Origin of the sequence: Streptomyces synnematoformans (genome assembly GCF_039531005.1) — a bacterium.
Lineage (GTDB): Bacteria > Actinomycetota > Actinomycetes > Streptomycetales > Streptomycetaceae > Streptomyces > Streptomyces synnematoformans.
Map to the genome: position 1 here is coordinate 1 of NZ_BAAAPF010000169.1, position 15,699 is coordinate 15,699.

At 74.9% G+C, this 15,699-nt stretch carries 11 protein-coding genes; all 11 read right to left on the reverse strand.

Translation table 11 applies throughout. The features are described 5' to 3' along the window. The coding region (locus ABD317_RS22665; protein WP_344291763.1) for an ATP-binding protein at window positions 1–2,529 on the reverse strand (2,529 nt) is incomplete at its 3' end. Window positions 2,530–2,630: 101 nt separating this feature from the next. Then, window positions 2,631–4,865 (reverse strand): MMPL family transporter, encoded by a 2,235-nt coding sequence (locus ABD317_RS22670; RefSeq protein WP_344291764.1) that lies wholly within the window; start codon window positions 4,863–4,865, stop codon window positions 2,631–2,633. 126 nt (window positions 4,866–4,991) lie between these two features. Then, window positions 4,992–6,485, reverse strand: a complete 1,494-nt coding sequence (gene gatB, locus ABD317_RS22675) for an Asp-tRNA(Asn)/Glu-tRNA(Gln) amidotransferase subunit GatB (protein ID WP_344291766.1) — start codon at window positions 6,483–6,485, stop codon at window positions 4,992–4,994. 37 nt (window positions 6,486–6,522) lie between these two features. Beyond that, window positions 6,523–6,762 carry a hypothetical protein gene (locus tag ABD317_RS22680; RefSeq protein ID WP_027755568.1) on the reverse strand — a complete coding sequence of 80 codons (240 nt, stop codon included), beginning with the start codon at window positions 6,760–6,762 and terminating at the stop codon, window positions 6,523–6,525. Further along, the gene (gene gatA, locus ABD317_RS22685) at window positions 6,759–8,267 is read right to left on the reverse strand and encodes an Asp-tRNA(Asn)/Glu-tRNA(Gln) amidotransferase subunit GatA (RefSeq protein WP_425582411.1); all 1,509 of its coding nucleotides are present in this window, start codon (window positions 8,265–8,267) and stop codon (window positions 6,759–6,761) included. The genes ABD317_RS22680 and gatA overlap by 4 nt, the downstream gene beginning before the upstream one ends. Next, on the reverse strand, window positions 8,264–8,560 hold the full coding sequence (gene gatC / locus ABD317_RS22690; RefSeq protein ID WP_027755566.1) for an Asp-tRNA(Asn)/Glu-tRNA(Gln) amidotransferase subunit GatC: 297 nt from the start codon (window positions 8,558–8,560) through the stop codon (window positions 8,264–8,266). Before gatC ends, gatA begins: the two co-directional genes overlap by 4 nt. A gap of 116 nt (window positions 8,561–8,676) precedes the next feature. Further along, complete coding sequence (locus ABD317_RS22695; protein ID WP_344291768.1) at window positions 8,677–10,854, reverse strand: putative bifunctional diguanylate cyclase/phosphodiesterase; 2,178 nt, start codon at window positions 10,852–10,854, stop codon at window positions 8,677–8,679. Window positions 10,855–11,005: 151 nt separating this feature from the next. Then, on the reverse strand, window positions 11,006–13,165 hold the full coding sequence (ligA, locus tag ABD317_RS22700; protein WP_344291770.1) for an NAD-dependent DNA ligase LigA: 2,160 nt from the start codon (window positions 13,163–13,165) through the stop codon (window positions 11,006–11,008). A gap of 15 nt (window positions 13,166–13,180) precedes the next feature. Beyond that, complete coding sequence (locus ABD317_RS22705) at window positions 13,181–14,248, reverse strand: methionine synthase (RefSeq protein ID WP_344291771.1); 1,068 nt, start codon at window positions 14,246–14,248, stop codon at window positions 13,181–13,183. 57 nt (window positions 14,249–14,305) lie between these two features. Then, window positions 14,306–15,022 (reverse strand): SDR family oxidoreductase, encoded by a 717-nt coding sequence (locus ABD317_RS22710; protein ID WP_344291772.1) that lies wholly within the window; start codon window positions 15,020–15,022, stop codon window positions 14,306–14,308. Between the two features lie 12 nt (window positions 15,023–15,034). Further along, a complete protein-coding gene (locus ABD317_RS22715; RefSeq protein ID WP_027755561.1) occupies window positions 15,035–15,580 on the reverse strand; it encodes a TIGR00730 family Rossman fold protein in 546 nt (181 codons plus the stop codon). Window positions 15,581–15,699 lie beyond the last annotated feature (119 nt).

A 15,699-nucleotide genomic window follows, 5' to 3' on the forward strand; every position in this document is an offset into this window, starting at 1 on the left:
GGCGGCGGCGCCGCGGGCGCGGACCAGCTCGGCGGCGAAGAGGCGGGACTGCGGCGTCCACAGCGGGCCGTCGGCCGGCAGCGTGCCCGCCGCGTCCGCCAGCCGGGCCAGGGTCGCCGTGCGCCGCTCCTCCGGCACGCCCGGCACCCCGGCGACGTCCGCGGTCAGCCGGGCGCCCGCGCACAGGAGCTGCCAGACGTATGTCTCCTGGCCGGGCATCGGCAGTTGCGCCAGCGGGCGCTCCAGCACGTCGAGCGCCTCCGGCGCCCGGCCCAGCGTGCGCAGCGCGCTCATCTCCACGGCGGCGAAGGGCAGTTCGTACTGCGGCTCGCCGTCGTTCTGGCCCCGGTAGCGGCGGGCCGCGGCGATCAGCTCCGGCACCAGCCCGAACTCCCCCCGCAGCAGCGCCAGCTCGGCCCGGCGCAGCGCCACGGAGGCCGCGCTGCGGGACCCGACCGCGAACCGCATCCACTCCTGGCGCAGCTGCTCGGCCCGGTCCCACTCGCCCAGCGAGGTCAGCGACTCCACGACGTTGAGCGCGGCGAAGGCGGCGGCGTCGTACAGCCCGCGGCGGTGCATGTCCGCCATGCCGACGAGGCCGGCCTCGACCGCCTCCGCGGACCGGCCGGCCTTCTCCAGCGCGTCGCAGAGGTTGATGCACGCGCGGCTCAGCTGGCGGTACGCCCCGCGCTGTGCGGCCAGGTCGCGTATCTCGTACAGCTCGGCGATCCAGGCGTCGGAGTCGCTCTTGGCCGAGCGCAGCGTGCTCAGCGTGATCCGGGCGCCCAGCTCGACGTCCTCCGCGCCGGCCTGCCGGGCCAGCTCCACGGCCCGCTCGGCGAGCGCCATGCTGTCCAGGTCGGAGGCGTGCAGCAGCTCCCACATCGCGACGTGCGCCAGGATGTCGGCGTGGGTGGCGGACGCCGGCAGGTCGTGCACCAGCTCGTGCGCCCGGGTCAGCTCCGCGCGGCCGTTGCCGCGGCCGGCGAGCGCGGTGAGCTTGGAGCGCTCCAGCCAGAACCAGGCCGCGCGCAGCGGGTCCCGCTCCTCGTCGACGACCTTGAGGGCCTTCTTCACGAACTTCAGCGCCGGCTCCCACTGCCCGTCCAGCCGGGCCGCGAAGGCGGCGTGCGCCAGCAGGTCGACCAGGTGCAGCTCGATCTCGTCCGGGCGGTCCCCGCAGCCGCACGCCGGATACGACTCCATCCCGCCCTGCGACGGCAGCCCGCGGCGCTCCTCCGCCGGCACCTCGTCCCACAGCTCCAGCGCCCGCTCCAGCAGCTTGAGCTGCTCGGCGTAGGCGTGCCGGGCGCGGGTCTCCAGGACGGCGGCGAGGACGGCGGGCAGCGCCTTGGCGGGGTCGCGGGCGTAGTACCAGTAGCTCGCGAGCCGGGTGGCCCGCTCCTCCGCCGGGACCAGGGCGGGGTCGGCCTCCAGCGCCTCCGCGTACCGGCGGCTGAGGCGGGTCCGCTCGCCGGGCAGCAGGTCGTCCAGCACGGCCTCGCGGAGCAGCGCGTGCCGGAAGCGGTACGCCTCGCCCTCTTCGTCGGGCACCAGCACGTTCGCCCCGACGGCGGCGCGCAGGCCCTCGATCAGCTCGTCCTCGGTGAGGCCGGAGACGACGGCGAGCAGGGCGTGCGGGACGCGCGCGTTCCGCGCGGCGAGGCGCACCACGCGCTGGGCGCCCTCGGGCAGCGCCTCGACCCGTACGAGCAGCAGGTCGCGCAGGGAGTCGCTGAGCCGGCCGGCGTCGTCGCTGAGGGCCAGCTCCTCGACGAAGAAGGGGATGCCCTCGCTGCGCGCGTACACCTCGGCGGCCAGCTCGCGCTCGGGCTCGGCCACGCCGCGGATGCCGGCGAGCTGGCTGCGCACCTCGTCCGCGCTGAGCCGGGCCAGCTCCAGCCGCTGCACGGAGCGCAGCCGGTCCAGCTCGGCGAGGAAGGGGCGCAGCGGATGGCGGCGGTGGACGTCGTCCGAGCGGTACGTCATGAGGACCACCAGCCGGGCGCCCTGCACGGACCGGACGAGGTAGCCGAGCAGCTCGCGGGTGGAGCGGTCCGCCCAGTGCAGGTCCTCCAGGGCCAGCACCACGGTGCGGCCGGCGGCCAGCCGCTCCAGCAGGCCGACGGTCAGCTCGAAGAGGCGGGCCCGGCTGTCCTGGCCGTGCGGCTCCTCGGCGACCGGGCCCAGGTCGGGCAGCAGCCGGGCGAGCACCGGCTCCTGGCCGGCGGCCAGGTCGGCCAGCTCGGCGCCGAGCTTGCGGTGCAGCATGCGCAGCGCGGTGGCGAACGGCGCGAACGGCAGGCCGTCGGCGCCCAGCTCCAGGCAGCCGCCGACCGCGGTGACCGCGCCGGCGCCCTGCGCGGCCTCCAGGAACTCGTCCAGCAGCCGGCTCTTGCCGACGCCGGCCTCCCCGCCGACGAGCAGCACCTGCGGCTCGCCGAGCGCGGCGCGCCCGAGCGCGCCGTCCAGGGCCTTCATCTCGTCGTGACGGCCTGCGAACACCGGGCTGATGGATCGGCTCTGCACGCTTTCGAGCATCGCACGCCGCACTGACAGCGCGGAATCGGTTTTCTCCCCGGCCGGGCCCGGCGGGCGGCCCCGGCGAGACCGGGCCCTTCCGGCGGGGGTCAGCGCACGGCCGGCTCCTGCGGCAGCCCGAGGTGCTCGGCCGCGGCGGGCTCCCCGGGCCCCTCGACGCCGATGCGCGGCAGCCGCCGCTCCAGCCAGCCCGGCAGCCACCAGTTGGCCCGGCCCAGCAGGTGCATCAGCGCCGGCACCAGCAGCGTGCGCAGCACGAAGGCGTCCAGCGCCACCGCCGTGGCCAGCGCCACCCCGAACATCGCGATGATCCGGTCCCCGCCCAGCGCGAACGCCGAGAAGACCGCGATCATGATGAGCGCCGCACAGTTGATCACCCGGCCGGTCTCGGCGAGCCCGACCCGCACCGCCCGCCGGTTGTCGCGGGTGGCCCGCCACTCCTCGTACATCCGGCTGACCAGGAACACCTGGTAGTCCATCGACAGCCCGAAGAGCACCGAGATCATGATCACCGGCAGGAACGGCTCGACCGGCCCCGTGGCGCCCAGGCCCAGCAGCCCGCTCCCCCAGCCCCACTGGAAGACCGCGACCACCACCCCGAAGGCCGAGGCCACGGCCAGCACGTTCATCAGCGCCGCCTTCAGCGGCACGCCGACGCTGCGGAACGCCACCAGCAGCAGCGCGCAGCCCAGCGCGATCACGACGCCGCCGAAGAGCGGCAGCTTGCCGACGATCACCTCGGCGAAGTCGTCCTGGCCGGCCGTGATCCCGCCCACGTGCACCTCCATCGACGTGCCGTCGACGGCCCGCGGCAGGACGTCCGAGCGCAGCCGGTCCACCAGGTCCGACGTCGCCTCGGCCTGCGGCGCGGCCTCCGGCGTGACGGTGATCATCCCGGTGCCGCCGCCCCGCCCGTGCACCGCGGCGGTCGCGTCCGCGACGCCCGGGGTGCCGCGCAGCGTCTCGGGCAGCGCGTCGAAGGCCACCCGGTCGGCGGCGCCGTCGAGGCCGGCGACGAGCGTGAGCGGGCCGTTGCTGCCCGGCCCGAAGCCCTCGGCCATCAGGTCGTACGCCTGTCTGGTGGTGGCGCTCGCGGCGTGGTTGCCCTGGTCGGAGCTGCCCAGGTGGAGCGCGGCGACGGGCAGGGCGAGCACGGTCATCAGCAGCAGCGCGAGCGCGCCCAGCAGCCGCGGGCGGCGCTGTACGAAGGCCGCCCAGCGGGCGGCGAGCCCGCGCGGCACGTCCGGCCGCGGGCCGTGCTCGGTGAGCGCCCGCCGCTCGCGGCGGCTGAGCGCCTTCATACCGATGACGCCGAGCAGCGCGGGCAGCAGCGTGACGGAGGCGGCGACGGTGAGCACGACGGTCAGCGAGGCGGCGACGGCGACGCCGCCGAGGAAGTTCAGCCGCAGCACGAGCATCCCGAGCAGCGCGATGCACACGGTGACGCCGGCGAAGACCACCGCCCGCCCGGCCGTGGCCACGGCGCGCTGCGCGGCCTCGCCGACCGGCAGGCCCTCGCGCAGCCCGCGGCGGTGCCGGGTGACGATGAACAGGGCGTAGTCGATGCCGACGCCGAGTCCGATGAGCATGCCGAGCATGGGGGCGAAGTCGGCGACGGCCATGGCGTGGCCGAGGAGGCTGATGCACCAGTACGCCGTGCCGACGCCGACCAGCGCGGTCGCGATCGGCAGCGCCATCGCGGCGAGCGAGCCGAACGCGACGAAGAGCACGACGGCCGCGACGACCACCCCGACGGCCTCGCCGTAGTGCACGGACGGCGCCTGGAGCAGCCCGGCCCCGGGACCGCCGACGGCGACCTCCAACCCATCGACACCGCCGGCCGCCGCCTTGGCGGTGTCGACGACGTCCCGGACGTCGCCCGGCGCGAGGTCGTCCGCGGCGGCGTCGTACGTGACGGTGGCGTACGCCGTACGCCCGTCGTCGCTGACCGCCCCGCCCTCGCCGGCCGCGGCGCCCGCGGCAGCCGTGTCCTCGTACGGGCCGCCGTACGGCCCGGCCACGTCCGCGACCCCCGGCAGCCCGGCGACGTCCGCGAGCGCCGCGTCCATCCGCTCCCGCGTCTGCGCGCCGTCCACCCCGTCGTCGTCGTGCCAGACGACGGTGTCCGCGGCGCCGTCGAGGCCGGGGAACGCCTCGGCCATGAGCACCTGCGCCCGCCCGGACTCGGTGCCGGGGACGTCGTAGTCGTTCGAGTACGCGGGCCCCAGCACCGACGCCGCCACGGCGGCTGCGGCGAAGGCGGCGAGCCAGAGGAGCACGACGACCAGGCGGCGGCGTAGACACCAGCGGGCGAGACCGGACACGGGCGGCTCCCTGGGAGATTCACGATCTTTCAGGGAGGTCGAACCCCTCAAAGACTGCTGCACCAGCGCTGCCACTCTGGCAGGCGCGGGAGATCGTTTGTCCGGTCAGTGGCTTTTTTCACATGTTCAGTCCGCTACGCCCAGCTTTTCCATGATCAGCTCACGGGCCCGGGCGGCGTCGGCCTGGCCGCGGGTGGCCTTCATGACCGCGCCGACCAGCGCCCCGGCCGCCTGCACCTTGCCGCCCCTGACCTTCTCCGCGACGCCCGGGTTCGCGGCGATGGCCTCGTCGACCGCGGCGCCGAGCGCGCCCTCGTCCTTGACGATGGCCAGGCCCCGCTTGTCGACCACCTCATCGGGAGCACCCTCGCCGTCGAGGACACCGGTGATGACCTGGCGGGCCAGCTTGTCGTTGAGCTTCCCCTCCCCGACCAGCGCCGCCACCCGGGCTACCTGCTCGGGCGTGATGGCCAGCGCGGCCAGCTCCACGCCGTCCTCGTTGGCCCGCCGCGCCAGCTCGCCCATCCACCACTTGCGCGCCGCCGCGGCGTCCGCGCCCGCGTCCATGGTGGCCACGATCGGGCCGATGGCGCCGGCGTTGAGGATGGACTGCATGTCGTGCGCGGAGACGCCCCACTCGTCGCGCAGCCGGTTACGGCGCAGCCGCGGCAGCTCCGGCAGCCCCGCGCGCAGCTTCTCCACCCACTCGCGGGACGGCGCGACGGGCACCAGGTCGGGCTCGGGGAAGTAGCGGTAGTCCTCCGCCTCCTCCTTCGTACGGCCCGAGGTGGTGGTGCCGGTGTCCTCGTGGAAGTGCCGGGTCTCCTGGACGACCCGGCCGCCGCCGTCGAGGACTCCGGCGTGCCGGACGACCTCGGAGCGCACGGCGCGCTCGACGCTGCGCAGCGAGTTGACGTTCTTCGTCTCGCTGCGGGTGCCGAACGCCGTGGTGCCGGCGGGCATCAGCGACAGGTTCACGTCGCAGCGCAGCTGCCCCTGCTCCATCCGGGCCTCGGAGACGCCGAGGGCCTTGATCAGCTCGCGCAGCTCCGCCACGTACGCCTTGGCGACCTCGGGCGCCCGGGCGCCGGCGCCGGTGATCGGCTTGGTGACGATCTCGATCAGCGGGATGCCGGCCCGGTTGTAGTCCAGCAGCGAGTGCGAGGCGCCGTGGATCCGGCCGGTGGCGCCGCCCACGTGGGTGGACTTGCCGGTGTCCTCCTCCATGTGGGCGCGCTCGATCTCCACCCGGAAGACCTCGCCGTCGACCTCGACGTCCAGGTAGCCGTCGTACGCGATGGGCTCGTCGTACTGCGAGGTCTGGAAGTTCTTCGGCATGTCCGGATAGAAGTAGTTCTTCCGGGCGAAGCGGCACCACTCGGCGATCTCGCAGTTCAGCGCCAGGCCGATCCGGACCGCGGACTCCACGCCCGTCTCGTTGACCACCGGCAGCGCGCCGGGCAGGCCGAGGCAGACGGGGCAGGTCTGGGTGTTGGGCCCGGCGCCCAGCGCGGTGGCGCAGCCGCAGAACATCTTGGTCGCGGTGCCCAGCTCGACGTGGACCTCCAGGCCCAGCACCGGCTCGTACGTCGCGAGGGCGTCCTCGTACGTGACAGTCACAGCTCTCTTCCAGCCTCTCGACCCCGGCGCGGCCCGCTCAGCCGGCGAGGATGTCGTCGTCGTTCTTCCGGCGCAGCTCACGCAGCAGCAGGGCGACGCCGGTGGCCATGGCGGCGGCGGACACCGCGGCGTCCAGCTGGCGCAGCCGGTCCTCGTCGAAGCGCGCCTGCTTCATCTGCTTGGCGATACCGACCGCGCCGAACAGCGTGGACGCGAGGGAGACGTACAGACCGGCCTTGGACTTCTTGAAGTCCTTGGCCTTGGCGAACTTGCTCATAGGGCGGGTGCCTCCTCCAGCAGCGGGTGGCCCCACCGGTCGGTGAACGCGGCCTCGACCGCGGCACCGACCCGGTAGAGCCGGTCGTCGGCCATGGCGGGGGCGATGATCTGCAGCCCCACCGGAAGCCCGTCCTCCGGCGCGAGGCCGCAGGGCAGCGACATGGCGGCGTTGCCGGCCAGGTTGGACGGGATGGTGCACAGGTCGGCGAGGTACATCGCCATGGGGTCGTCGACCCGCTCGCCGAGGGGGAACGCGGTCGTCGGGGTGGTCGGCGAGACGAGCACGTCGACCTGCTCGAAGGCGCGCTCGAAGTCGCGGGTGATGAGCGTGCGGACCTTCTGCGCCGAGCCGTAGTACGCGTCGTAGTAGCCGGAGCTGAGCGCGTACGTGCCGAGCATGATGCGGCGCTTGACCTCGGGGCCGAAGCCCGCCTCGCGGGTCAGCGAGGTGACCGCCTCGGCGGAGCGGGTGCCGTCGTCGCCGGTGCGCAGGCCGTAGCGCAGGCCGTCGTAGCGGGCGAGGTTCGAGGAGCACTCCGACGGGGCGATCAGGTAGTACGCGGCGAGCGCCTTGTCGAACGTGGGGCAGGACACCTCGACGACCTCGGCGCCGAGTTCCCTCAGCAGCTCCACGGCCTCGTCGAAGCGCTGGACGACCCCCGCCTGGTAGCCCTCGCCGCGGAACTCCTTGACCACGCCGACGCGCATCCCGGCCACCGAGCCGTTCCGCGCCGCCTGGACCACCGGCGGGACGGGGGCGTCGACGGAGGTGGAGTCCCTCGGGTCGTGCCCGGCGAGCACCTCGTGCAGCAGCGCCGCGTCGAGCACCGTGCGGGCGCACGGGCCGCCCTGGTCGAGGCTGGAGGAGAACGCGATCATCCCGTACCGGGAGACGCCGCCGTAGGTCGGCTTGACGCCGACGGTGCCGGTGACGGCCGCCGGCTGGCGGATGGAGCCGCCGGTGTCGGTGCCGATGGCCAGCGCCGCCATGTGGGCGGTGACGGCGGCCGAGGAGCCGCCGCCGGAGCCGCCGGGGATGCGGGTGAGGTCCCACGGGTTGCCGGTGGGGCCGTAGGCGCTGTTCTCGGTGGAGGAGCCCATGGCGAACTCGTCCATGTTGGTCTTGCCGAGGATGACGACGCCGGCCTCCTTCAGCCGCCGGGTCACGGTCGCGTCGTACGGCGGGATCCACCCTTCGAGCATCTTCGACCCGGCGGTGGTGGGCACGCCCTCGGTGGTGAAGATGTCCTTGAGCGCCAGCGGGACGCCGGCCAGCGGGCCGAGCTTCTCGCCGCGCTCGCGCCGGTCGTCCACGGCCCGCGCGCCGGCGAGCGCGCCCTCGCGGTCGACGTGCAGGAAGGCGTGCACCTTCTCGTCCACGGCGTCGATGCGGGCGAGGTGCGCCTCGGCGACCTCGACGGCGGTGAGTTCGCCGGCGGCGATCTTCGCGGCGGTCTCGGCCGCGGTCTGCCTGATGATTCCCGAGCTGTCCGCCACGGTCACTCCTCCCCCAGGATCTGCGGCACCTTGAAACGCTGCTGCTCCTGCGCGGGCGCGCCGGAGAGCGCCTGCTGCGCGGTCAGGCCCGGCCGGACGGTGTCCGGGCGCATGACGTTGGTCAGGGGCAGCGGGTGGGAGGTCGGCGGTACGTCCTCGCCGGCCACGTCGGAGACGCGGGCGACCGCGCCGATGATGGCGTCGAGCTGGCCGGCGAAGTGGTCCAGCTCCTCACCGCTCAGCTCCAGGCGCGCCAGCCGGGCGAGGTGGGCGACCTCCTCGCGCGTGATGCCAGGCATGCGGGTCATCCTCACAGGGTGGTGTGACGGTTTCGGGGCAATCCTATGGGGCGCGGGGCGGTGTGCCCGACCGGGTTTCCCGGCGGGGCGGTTTCGGCCGCCGGCGTGCGGCCGGGTCACTTCGCCGGCTTCACCGGCTCCTCCGCCCCGTCCGGCTGCGGCACGGCCCCGGCCGCGGCCCGGTCCGCCACCGGCTCCCCCGCCGTCTCGCCCGCTGCCTCGCGTGCGCCGTCCGCGGCGGGCGGCAGCTCCCTGGCCCCGGCGGGGCCGCGTCCGCGGGCGCGCAGCCACGCCGTGGTCTCCTGCGGCGGCATGGCGGCGGCGACGAGCCAGCCCTGCATCGCGTCGCAGCCCAGGTCGCGCAGGTGCTCCCAGGTCTCGTCGTCCTCGACGCCCTCGGCGACGACCCGCAGCCCGAGGGAGTGCGCGAGGTCGACGGTGCAGCGGACGATCTCCAGGTCCTCCGGGTCGACGGCGAGGCGGGCCACGAACGAGCGGTCGATCTTCAACTCGCTCACCGGCAGCCGGCGCAGGTGGACCAGCGACGAGTAGCCGGTGCCGAAGTCGTCGAGCGACATCTTCACGCCGTGCCCGGTGAGCCCGGCGAGGGTGTCGGCGGCCCGCTGCGGGTCCTCCAGGAGCACGTGCTCCGTTATCTCCAGCTGCAGTGCCCCCGGCGGGACGCCGTGCCGGGCGAGGCGCGCGGCGACGGCGCCGGCGAACCCGGGCGTGTGCACGTCGCGCGGCGAGACGTTGACGGCGACGGGGACCCGCAGCCCGGCGGCGCGCCAGTCGGCGACCTGGGCGAGCGCGGTCTCCAGCACGTACTCGGTGAGCACCGGCATCAGCCCCGAGGTCTCGGCGATGGCGATGAACTCCTCCGGGCTGACGTGCCCGCGCTCCGGGTGCGCCCAGCGGACCAGCGCCTCCAGCCCGACGACGCGGCCGTCGAAGCCGACCTTCGGCTGGTAGTGCAGGGCCACCTCGCGGGCCTGCAGCGCGCGCCGCAGGTCGCCCAGCAGGCCGAGCCGGTCGGGGGTGTTGCCGTCGCGGCGGGCCTCGTAGACCTCCACGCCGCTGCGGTCCCGCTTGGCCTGGTACATCGCCACGTCGGCGCGCTGCAGCAGGCCCTCGGTCTCGGTGGCGTGCTCGGGGTAGACGGCGACGCCGGCGCTGGCCTCCAGCACCAGGCTCATCCCGTCGAGGTCGAGCGGGGAGCCGAGGGCGGCGACGAGCGTACGGGCCACCCGCTGGGCGCTGGTGGCGGAGTCGGTCAGCGGGATGAGCACGGCGAACTCGTCGCCGCCGAGGCGGGCGGCCTCCGCGCCGCGCGGCAGCGCGAGCCGCAGCCGGCCGGCGAGTTGGAGCAGCAGCCGGTCGCCGGCACGGTGGCCGAGGGTGTCGTTGACGGCGCGGAACCGGTCGAGGTCGATGAGGACGAGGGCGGCGCGGCGGCCGGTGCGCTCGGCCTCGCCGAGGGCGTGCCGGGTGCGCTCCAGCAGCCACTGGCGGTTCGGCAGCCCGGTCAGCGGGTCGCGCAGCTGCTCCTCGGCGCGGGCGCGGGCCATCCACAGGCTGGAATCGAGGGCGATGAGCGGCACCGCGAACAGCGGCAGCAGCACGGGGGTGTTGACGGCCACGACGATGATGAGCGGCGCGATGCCGAGCAGCGCGGCGCCGCCGAGCCCCTGCCGGGTCAGCGCGGCGCGGGCGAGCAGGCCGGGGCCGTCGCGGTGGCCGGGGGTCGCGTACCAGGTGAGCACGCGGGTCACCAGGACGTACGCCAGCGCGGCGGCGACCAGCTCGGGCAGCGCGTACAGGTCCCAGGAGTCGGGCTCCCACGGCTGCTCGACCGTGGGGCTCTCGCCGCAGGCCCGCAGCACGACGGCGGCCGAGGAGATGCCGAGGACCTCGACGGCGCCGTGCAGCGGCGCCTGGCGGCGGTGCGGGCCGCGGACGGCGGCGACGGCGAGGATGACCACCAGGCCGACGACGGCGGCCGGGATCCAGCCGTAGAGCAGCAGCACCGCGAGGGTGAGCGCGGCGGCCGAGCCGCTCCCGCCGGCTCCGCGGTCCCGGCCGGGAGCGACCATATGGGCGACGAGCAGGGCCGTCAGGACGACCAGGCCCCAGCCGGCGGTGCCGCGCGGGAAGAGCGCGTCGCCCTGCCTCAGCCCGTGCAGCACGCCGAGGGCGAACACCAGGGCGCCGGCGGCCTGCACCAGCCACGGCAGGGCGGGCAGCACCAACCGGCGCAGCACCGGCGCCGGTTCCGTGCTCTCCGTCGGTCGCATCCCGTCCCTCTCACCGCCTGGGGCGCGCGTCGGCGCGCCCATCCACACTAGGCCGCGAACGGCTGTCAGGGGCGGCGATCGGCTGCGGTCGCCCGATTGCCCCCGACTCGCCGGTTTTCGGCCGGCCCGGGGCGAGGGCGGGCCGCGGGGGCTACTCGGGCGGTGTCACGGCGGCCTCGCGGGCGGCGTCGGGACCCTGTTCGAGGAGGACGGCGAAGCCCGCGTCGTCGAGGACCGCGACCTTCAGCTGCACGGCCTTGTCGTACTTCGACCCGGGGTTGTCGCCGGAGACGACGAAGTCGGTCTTCTTCGAGACCGAACCCGTCACCTTCGCCCCGCGGGTCTGCAGTGCCTCCTTCGCGCCGTCGCGGGTGTGCGACTGAAGTGTGCCCGTGACGACGACGGTCAGACCCTCCAGCGGACGGGAACCTTCCGATTCCTCCGCCTCCTCCTCCATCCGCACGCCCGCCGCGCGCCAGCGCTCGACGATCTCGCGGTGCCAGTCCTCGGCGAACCACTGCGTCAGCGAGGCGGCGATGGTGGGCCCGACGCCCTCGGCCGCGGCCAGCTCCTCCTCGCTCGCCGCCATGATGCGGTCGATCGAGCGGAACTCGCGGGCCAGCGCCTCCGCGGCGACCGGCCCGACGTGCCGGATGGACAGCCCGGCGATGACCCGGGCCAGCGGCCGGTCCTTGGCGGCCCGGATGTGACCGAGCATCAGCTCGGTGTTCTTCTTCGGGTTGCCCTCCTTGTTGGCGAAGAAGGTGACGACCTTCTCCTCGCCCGTCTCCGGGTCCCGCTTGGGCAGGCCGGTGTCCTGGTCCAGGACGTACGACTTGATGGGCAGCAGGTCCTCGACCTTCAGGTCGAACAGGCCGCCCTCGTCCCTGAGCGGCGGCTCGGCCGGCTCCAGCGGCTGGGTGAGCGCGGTGGCCGCGACGTACCCGAAGTTCTCGATGTCCAGGCAGCGGCGGCCGGCGAGGTAGAACAGCCGCTCGCGCAGCTGCGCGGGGCAGGACCGGGCGTTGGGGCAGCGCAGGTCGACGTCGCCCTCCTTCATGGGTCTCAGCGCCGTGCCGCACTCGGGGCACTCCGCGGGCATCACGAACTCCCGCTCGCTGCCGTCCCTGAGGTCGGTCAGCGGGCCGAGGATCTCGGGGATCACGTCGCCCGCCTTGCGCAGCGCGACCGTGTCGCCGATGAGGACGCCCTTGGCCTTGACCACGTCCTGGTTGTGCAGGGTGGCGAACTCGACCTCGGAGCCGGCCACCGTCACCGGCTCGACCACGGCGTACGGCGTGACCCGCCCGGTGCGCCCGACGCCCACCCGGACGTCGACCAGCCGGGTGTTGACCTCCTCCGGCGGGAACTTCCACGCGATGGCCCAGCGCGGCGCGCGGGAGGTGGACCCCAGCCGGCCCTGCAGGGCGATCTCGTCGAGCTTGACGACGACGCCGTCGAACTCGTACGCCACGTCGTGCCGGCGGGCGCCGTAGCGCTCGACGTAGGCGCGCACGCCGTCGATGCCGTCGACCACCCGGGTGTACGGCGAGACGGGCAGGCCCCACTCCTTCAGCAGGTCGTACGCCCCGGAGAGGCGGTCGAGGCGGAGGCCGTCGATCGCGCCGATGCCGTGGACCACCATGTGCAGCGGGCGGGAGGCGCTGACCTGGGGGTTCTTCTGGCGGAGTGAACCCGCCGCGGAGTTGCGCGGGTTGGCGAAGGGCGGCTTGCCCTCGGCCACCAGGTCGGCGTTGAGCTGCTGGAACTCGGTGAGTGTGAAGTACACCTCGCCGCGGATCTCGACGAGGTCGGGCACGTTCTCCCCCCGGAGGCGGTGGGGGATCTCGCCGATGGTGCGGATGTTCGGCGTGATGTCCTCGCCGGAGCGGCCGTCGCCCCGGGTGGCGCCGCGGACCAGCCGCCCGTGCTCGTACGTCAGGTTGACCGCGAGGCCGTCGACCTTCAGCTCGCACAGCAGGTGGTACGGCTGGGGGTCCAGCTCCCTGGCCATCCGGTCCGCCCAGGCGTCCAGCTCCTCGTCCGAGAAGGCGTTGTCCAGGGAGAGCATCCGCTCGCGGTGCTGGACGGAGGTGAACTCCGTCTCGTACGCCCCGGCGACCTTCTGGGTCGGCGAGTCCGGCGTGACCAGCTCCGGGTGCTCCCTCTCCAGCGCCTCCAGCTCCCGCAGCAGCCGGTCGAACTCGGCGTCGCTGACGACGGGCGTCGTCACGTAGTACCGGAAGCGGTGCTCCTCGATCTGCTCGGCCAGCTGCCGATGCCGCTCACGCACTGCGCTGTCCGTACTCACACCGGCCTCCCGTGGTCACTCCGGGTCCCGGGCGAGGGACCCCGCGGCACGGACGCAGTGGGCGAGGGCCCGGCGGGCGTACTCCGGGTCCGCGCCCGCGAGGCCGCACGCCGGGGTGACCACCACACCGCCGGCGAGCGCCTGCGGCGGCAGCCCCAGCCTGCGCCACCACGTCCTGACCCCCTCGACGCTACCGGCAGGGTCTGACATCCGGCCCGCACCGGACGGCGTGCCGGCCGCCGTGTCCGCGGTCGCCGGCACCACGCCCGCGAACAGCGCGAGCCCGGCCTCCACCGCCTCGCCGACCTCCTCCTCCGCCCGCCCCCGGCGCTCGGCCAGCAGCGCCGCGTCGTACGACACGGCCGCCGCCCCCGCGCGGTGCAGCAGCGCGAAGGGCACGTCCGGGGCGCAGGAGTGGACGACGACCGGCGTGCCGCCGGGGCCGGTGGCGCCGGCGGCGCCGATCACGTCGCGCAGGGTGCCCTCGACCACGGCGCGGTCCACGGCCCGGTAGGTGCGGTAGCCGCTGGCGGTGGCGACCCGGCCGGTGAGCACGGCGGTGACCGACGGCTCGTCGAGCTGCAGCACCACCTCGGCGCCCGGCACCCGGCGGCGCACCTCCGCCAGGTGGGCGCGCAGCCCCTCGGCGAGCGAGGCGGCCAGGTCCCGGCAGGCCCCCGGGTCCCGCAGCGCCGCCTCGCCGCCCTTCAGCTCCAGCGCCGCGGCCAGCGTCCACGGCCCGGTGGCCTGGACCTTCAGCGGGCCGGTGTAGCCCTGGGTGAACTCCTCCAGCGCGTCCAGGTCCTCGTCCAGCCAGGAGCGCGCCCTGCGGGTGTCGAGCCCGGGCCGGTCGGCGACACGCCAGCCGCTGGGCTGCAGGTGGGCGTAGACGTCGACGAGCATCCCGGCGCTGCGGCCGACCATGTCGGCGCCGGGCCCGCGCGCGGGCAGCTCGGGCAGGAACGGGAAGCCGCCGACCTCGCCGGTCACGGTGCGCGCGGTCTCCCGCGCGTCCTCGCCGGGCATGGATCCCACGCCGGTGGCGGCACCGGCACCCCACGGGCGTGTCGCTGTGTCTGTCACGAGGTGAGGGTATGCCGAGACGCCGCCGGCGCGGTGCCGCGGGTGTGTCCCGCGGGGTTACGGGCCGGGGCGTACGGAGACGTCGGTGAGCTGGGCGTCACGCGGCAGGTCCAGGGCCGTCAGCAGGGTCGTCGCCACCGACTCGGGGTCGATCCAGCGCCCCGGGTCGTACTCCCGGCCCTCCTGGCGGTGCACCTTGGCCTGCATCGGCGTGGCGGTACGCCCGGGGTAGACGGTGGTGACCCGGACGCCGGCGCCGGCCTCCTCCGCGCGCAGCGCGTCGGCCAGCGCCTTCAGCCCGTGCTTGCTCGCGCCGTACGCGCCCCACCCGGGCCCCGCGCTCAGCCCGGCGCCGGAGTTGACGAACACGACGTGCCCGCGGGCCGCCCGCAGCCGCGGCAGCAGCAGCCGGGTCAGCTCGGCGGGCCCGGTCAGGTTGACCGCCAGCGTCTCGTCCCAGACCTTCGGGTCCGTCTCCGCGACCGGGCCCAGCTCCACCACGCCCGCGACGTGCACCAGCGAGTCGAGCCGGGCCGGCAGCTCCTGCTCCGCCAGCGCGTCCGCCAGCCGCCCGGGCGCGCCGAGGTCGGCCACCACCGTTCGCGCACCGGGGAAGCGCTCCGCGATCTCGGCGGCGCGCGCCTCGCCGCGGACGAGGAACCAGAGTCCGGCGGCGGACCCGCGGGCGGCCAGCCGCCGCGCCAGCGCCTCGCCGATGCCGGAGCCGGCGCCCGTGATCAGGTGGGTGGGGGAAGGGGTGGTCGAGTCGCTCATGGGGCCATCCTGTCACCGCACCGCCGCGTCCGGTCCGGCCTCCAGGTACGTCATCGCGGCCACGGGGTCGTCCGCGAAGAACATCAGCTCGGTCAGCGGCAGCGGCAGGAACCCCTCCGCCTCCATCCGCCGGAACTGCTCGCGCAGCCCGTCGTAGTACCCCGCGCTGTTGAGCAGGACCACGGGCTTCGTGTGCAGCCCGTGCTTCTTCAGCTCCAGGATCTCGGTGGCCTCGTCCAGCGTGCCGGTGCCGCCGACCATGATGACGACGGCGTCGGAGCGGCCCAGCAGCTCCGCCTTGCGCTCCGCCAGGTCCCGGGCGACGACCATCTCGTCGGCGCCCGCGCGCGCCTTGTCCGCCAGGAACGTCACCGAGACCCCGACAAGCCGCCCGCCGTGCTCCTGCACGCCGTCCGCGACCACCTTCATCAGCCCCACGTCCGACCCGCCCCACACCAGCGTGTGCCCGCGCTTGCCCAGCAGCCCGGCGAAGTGCCGCGCGGGCTCCGTGTAACGCTCGTCGAGGTCGGCGGCGGAGAGGAAGACGCAGATGTTCATACGGCACACCGTACGCGCGGCGACCGACACCCGGACGGCCGACGCGTTCCGCGGCCGGGGCGGCAGCGGCGACGCCGGGCACGCGGCCGACGCCGCCCGGCGGTGGCGCCGGCCCTACG

Coding starts and splice junctions, on each gene's coding strand:
- ABD317_RS22680 (WP_027755568.1), bottom strand. CDS start 6,762: ATGAGCAAGTTCGCCAAGGCCAAGGACTTCAAGAAGTCCAAGGCCGGT.
- gatC (WP_027755566.1), bottom strand. CDS start 8,560: ATGCCTGGCATCACGCGCGAGGAGGTCGCCCACCTCGCCCGGCTGGCG.
- ABD317_RS22695 (WP_344291768.1), bottom strand. CDS start 10,854: ATGCGACCGACGGAGAGCACGGAACCGGCGCCGGTGCTGCGCCGGTTG.
- ABD317_RS22710 (WP_344291772.1), bottom strand. CDS start 15,022: ATGAGCGACTCGACCACCCCTTCCCCCACCCACCTGATCACGGGCGCC.
- ABD317_RS22715 (WP_027755561.1), bottom strand. CDS start 15,580: ATGAACATCTGCGTCTTCCTCTCCGCCGCCGACCTCGACGAGCGTTAC.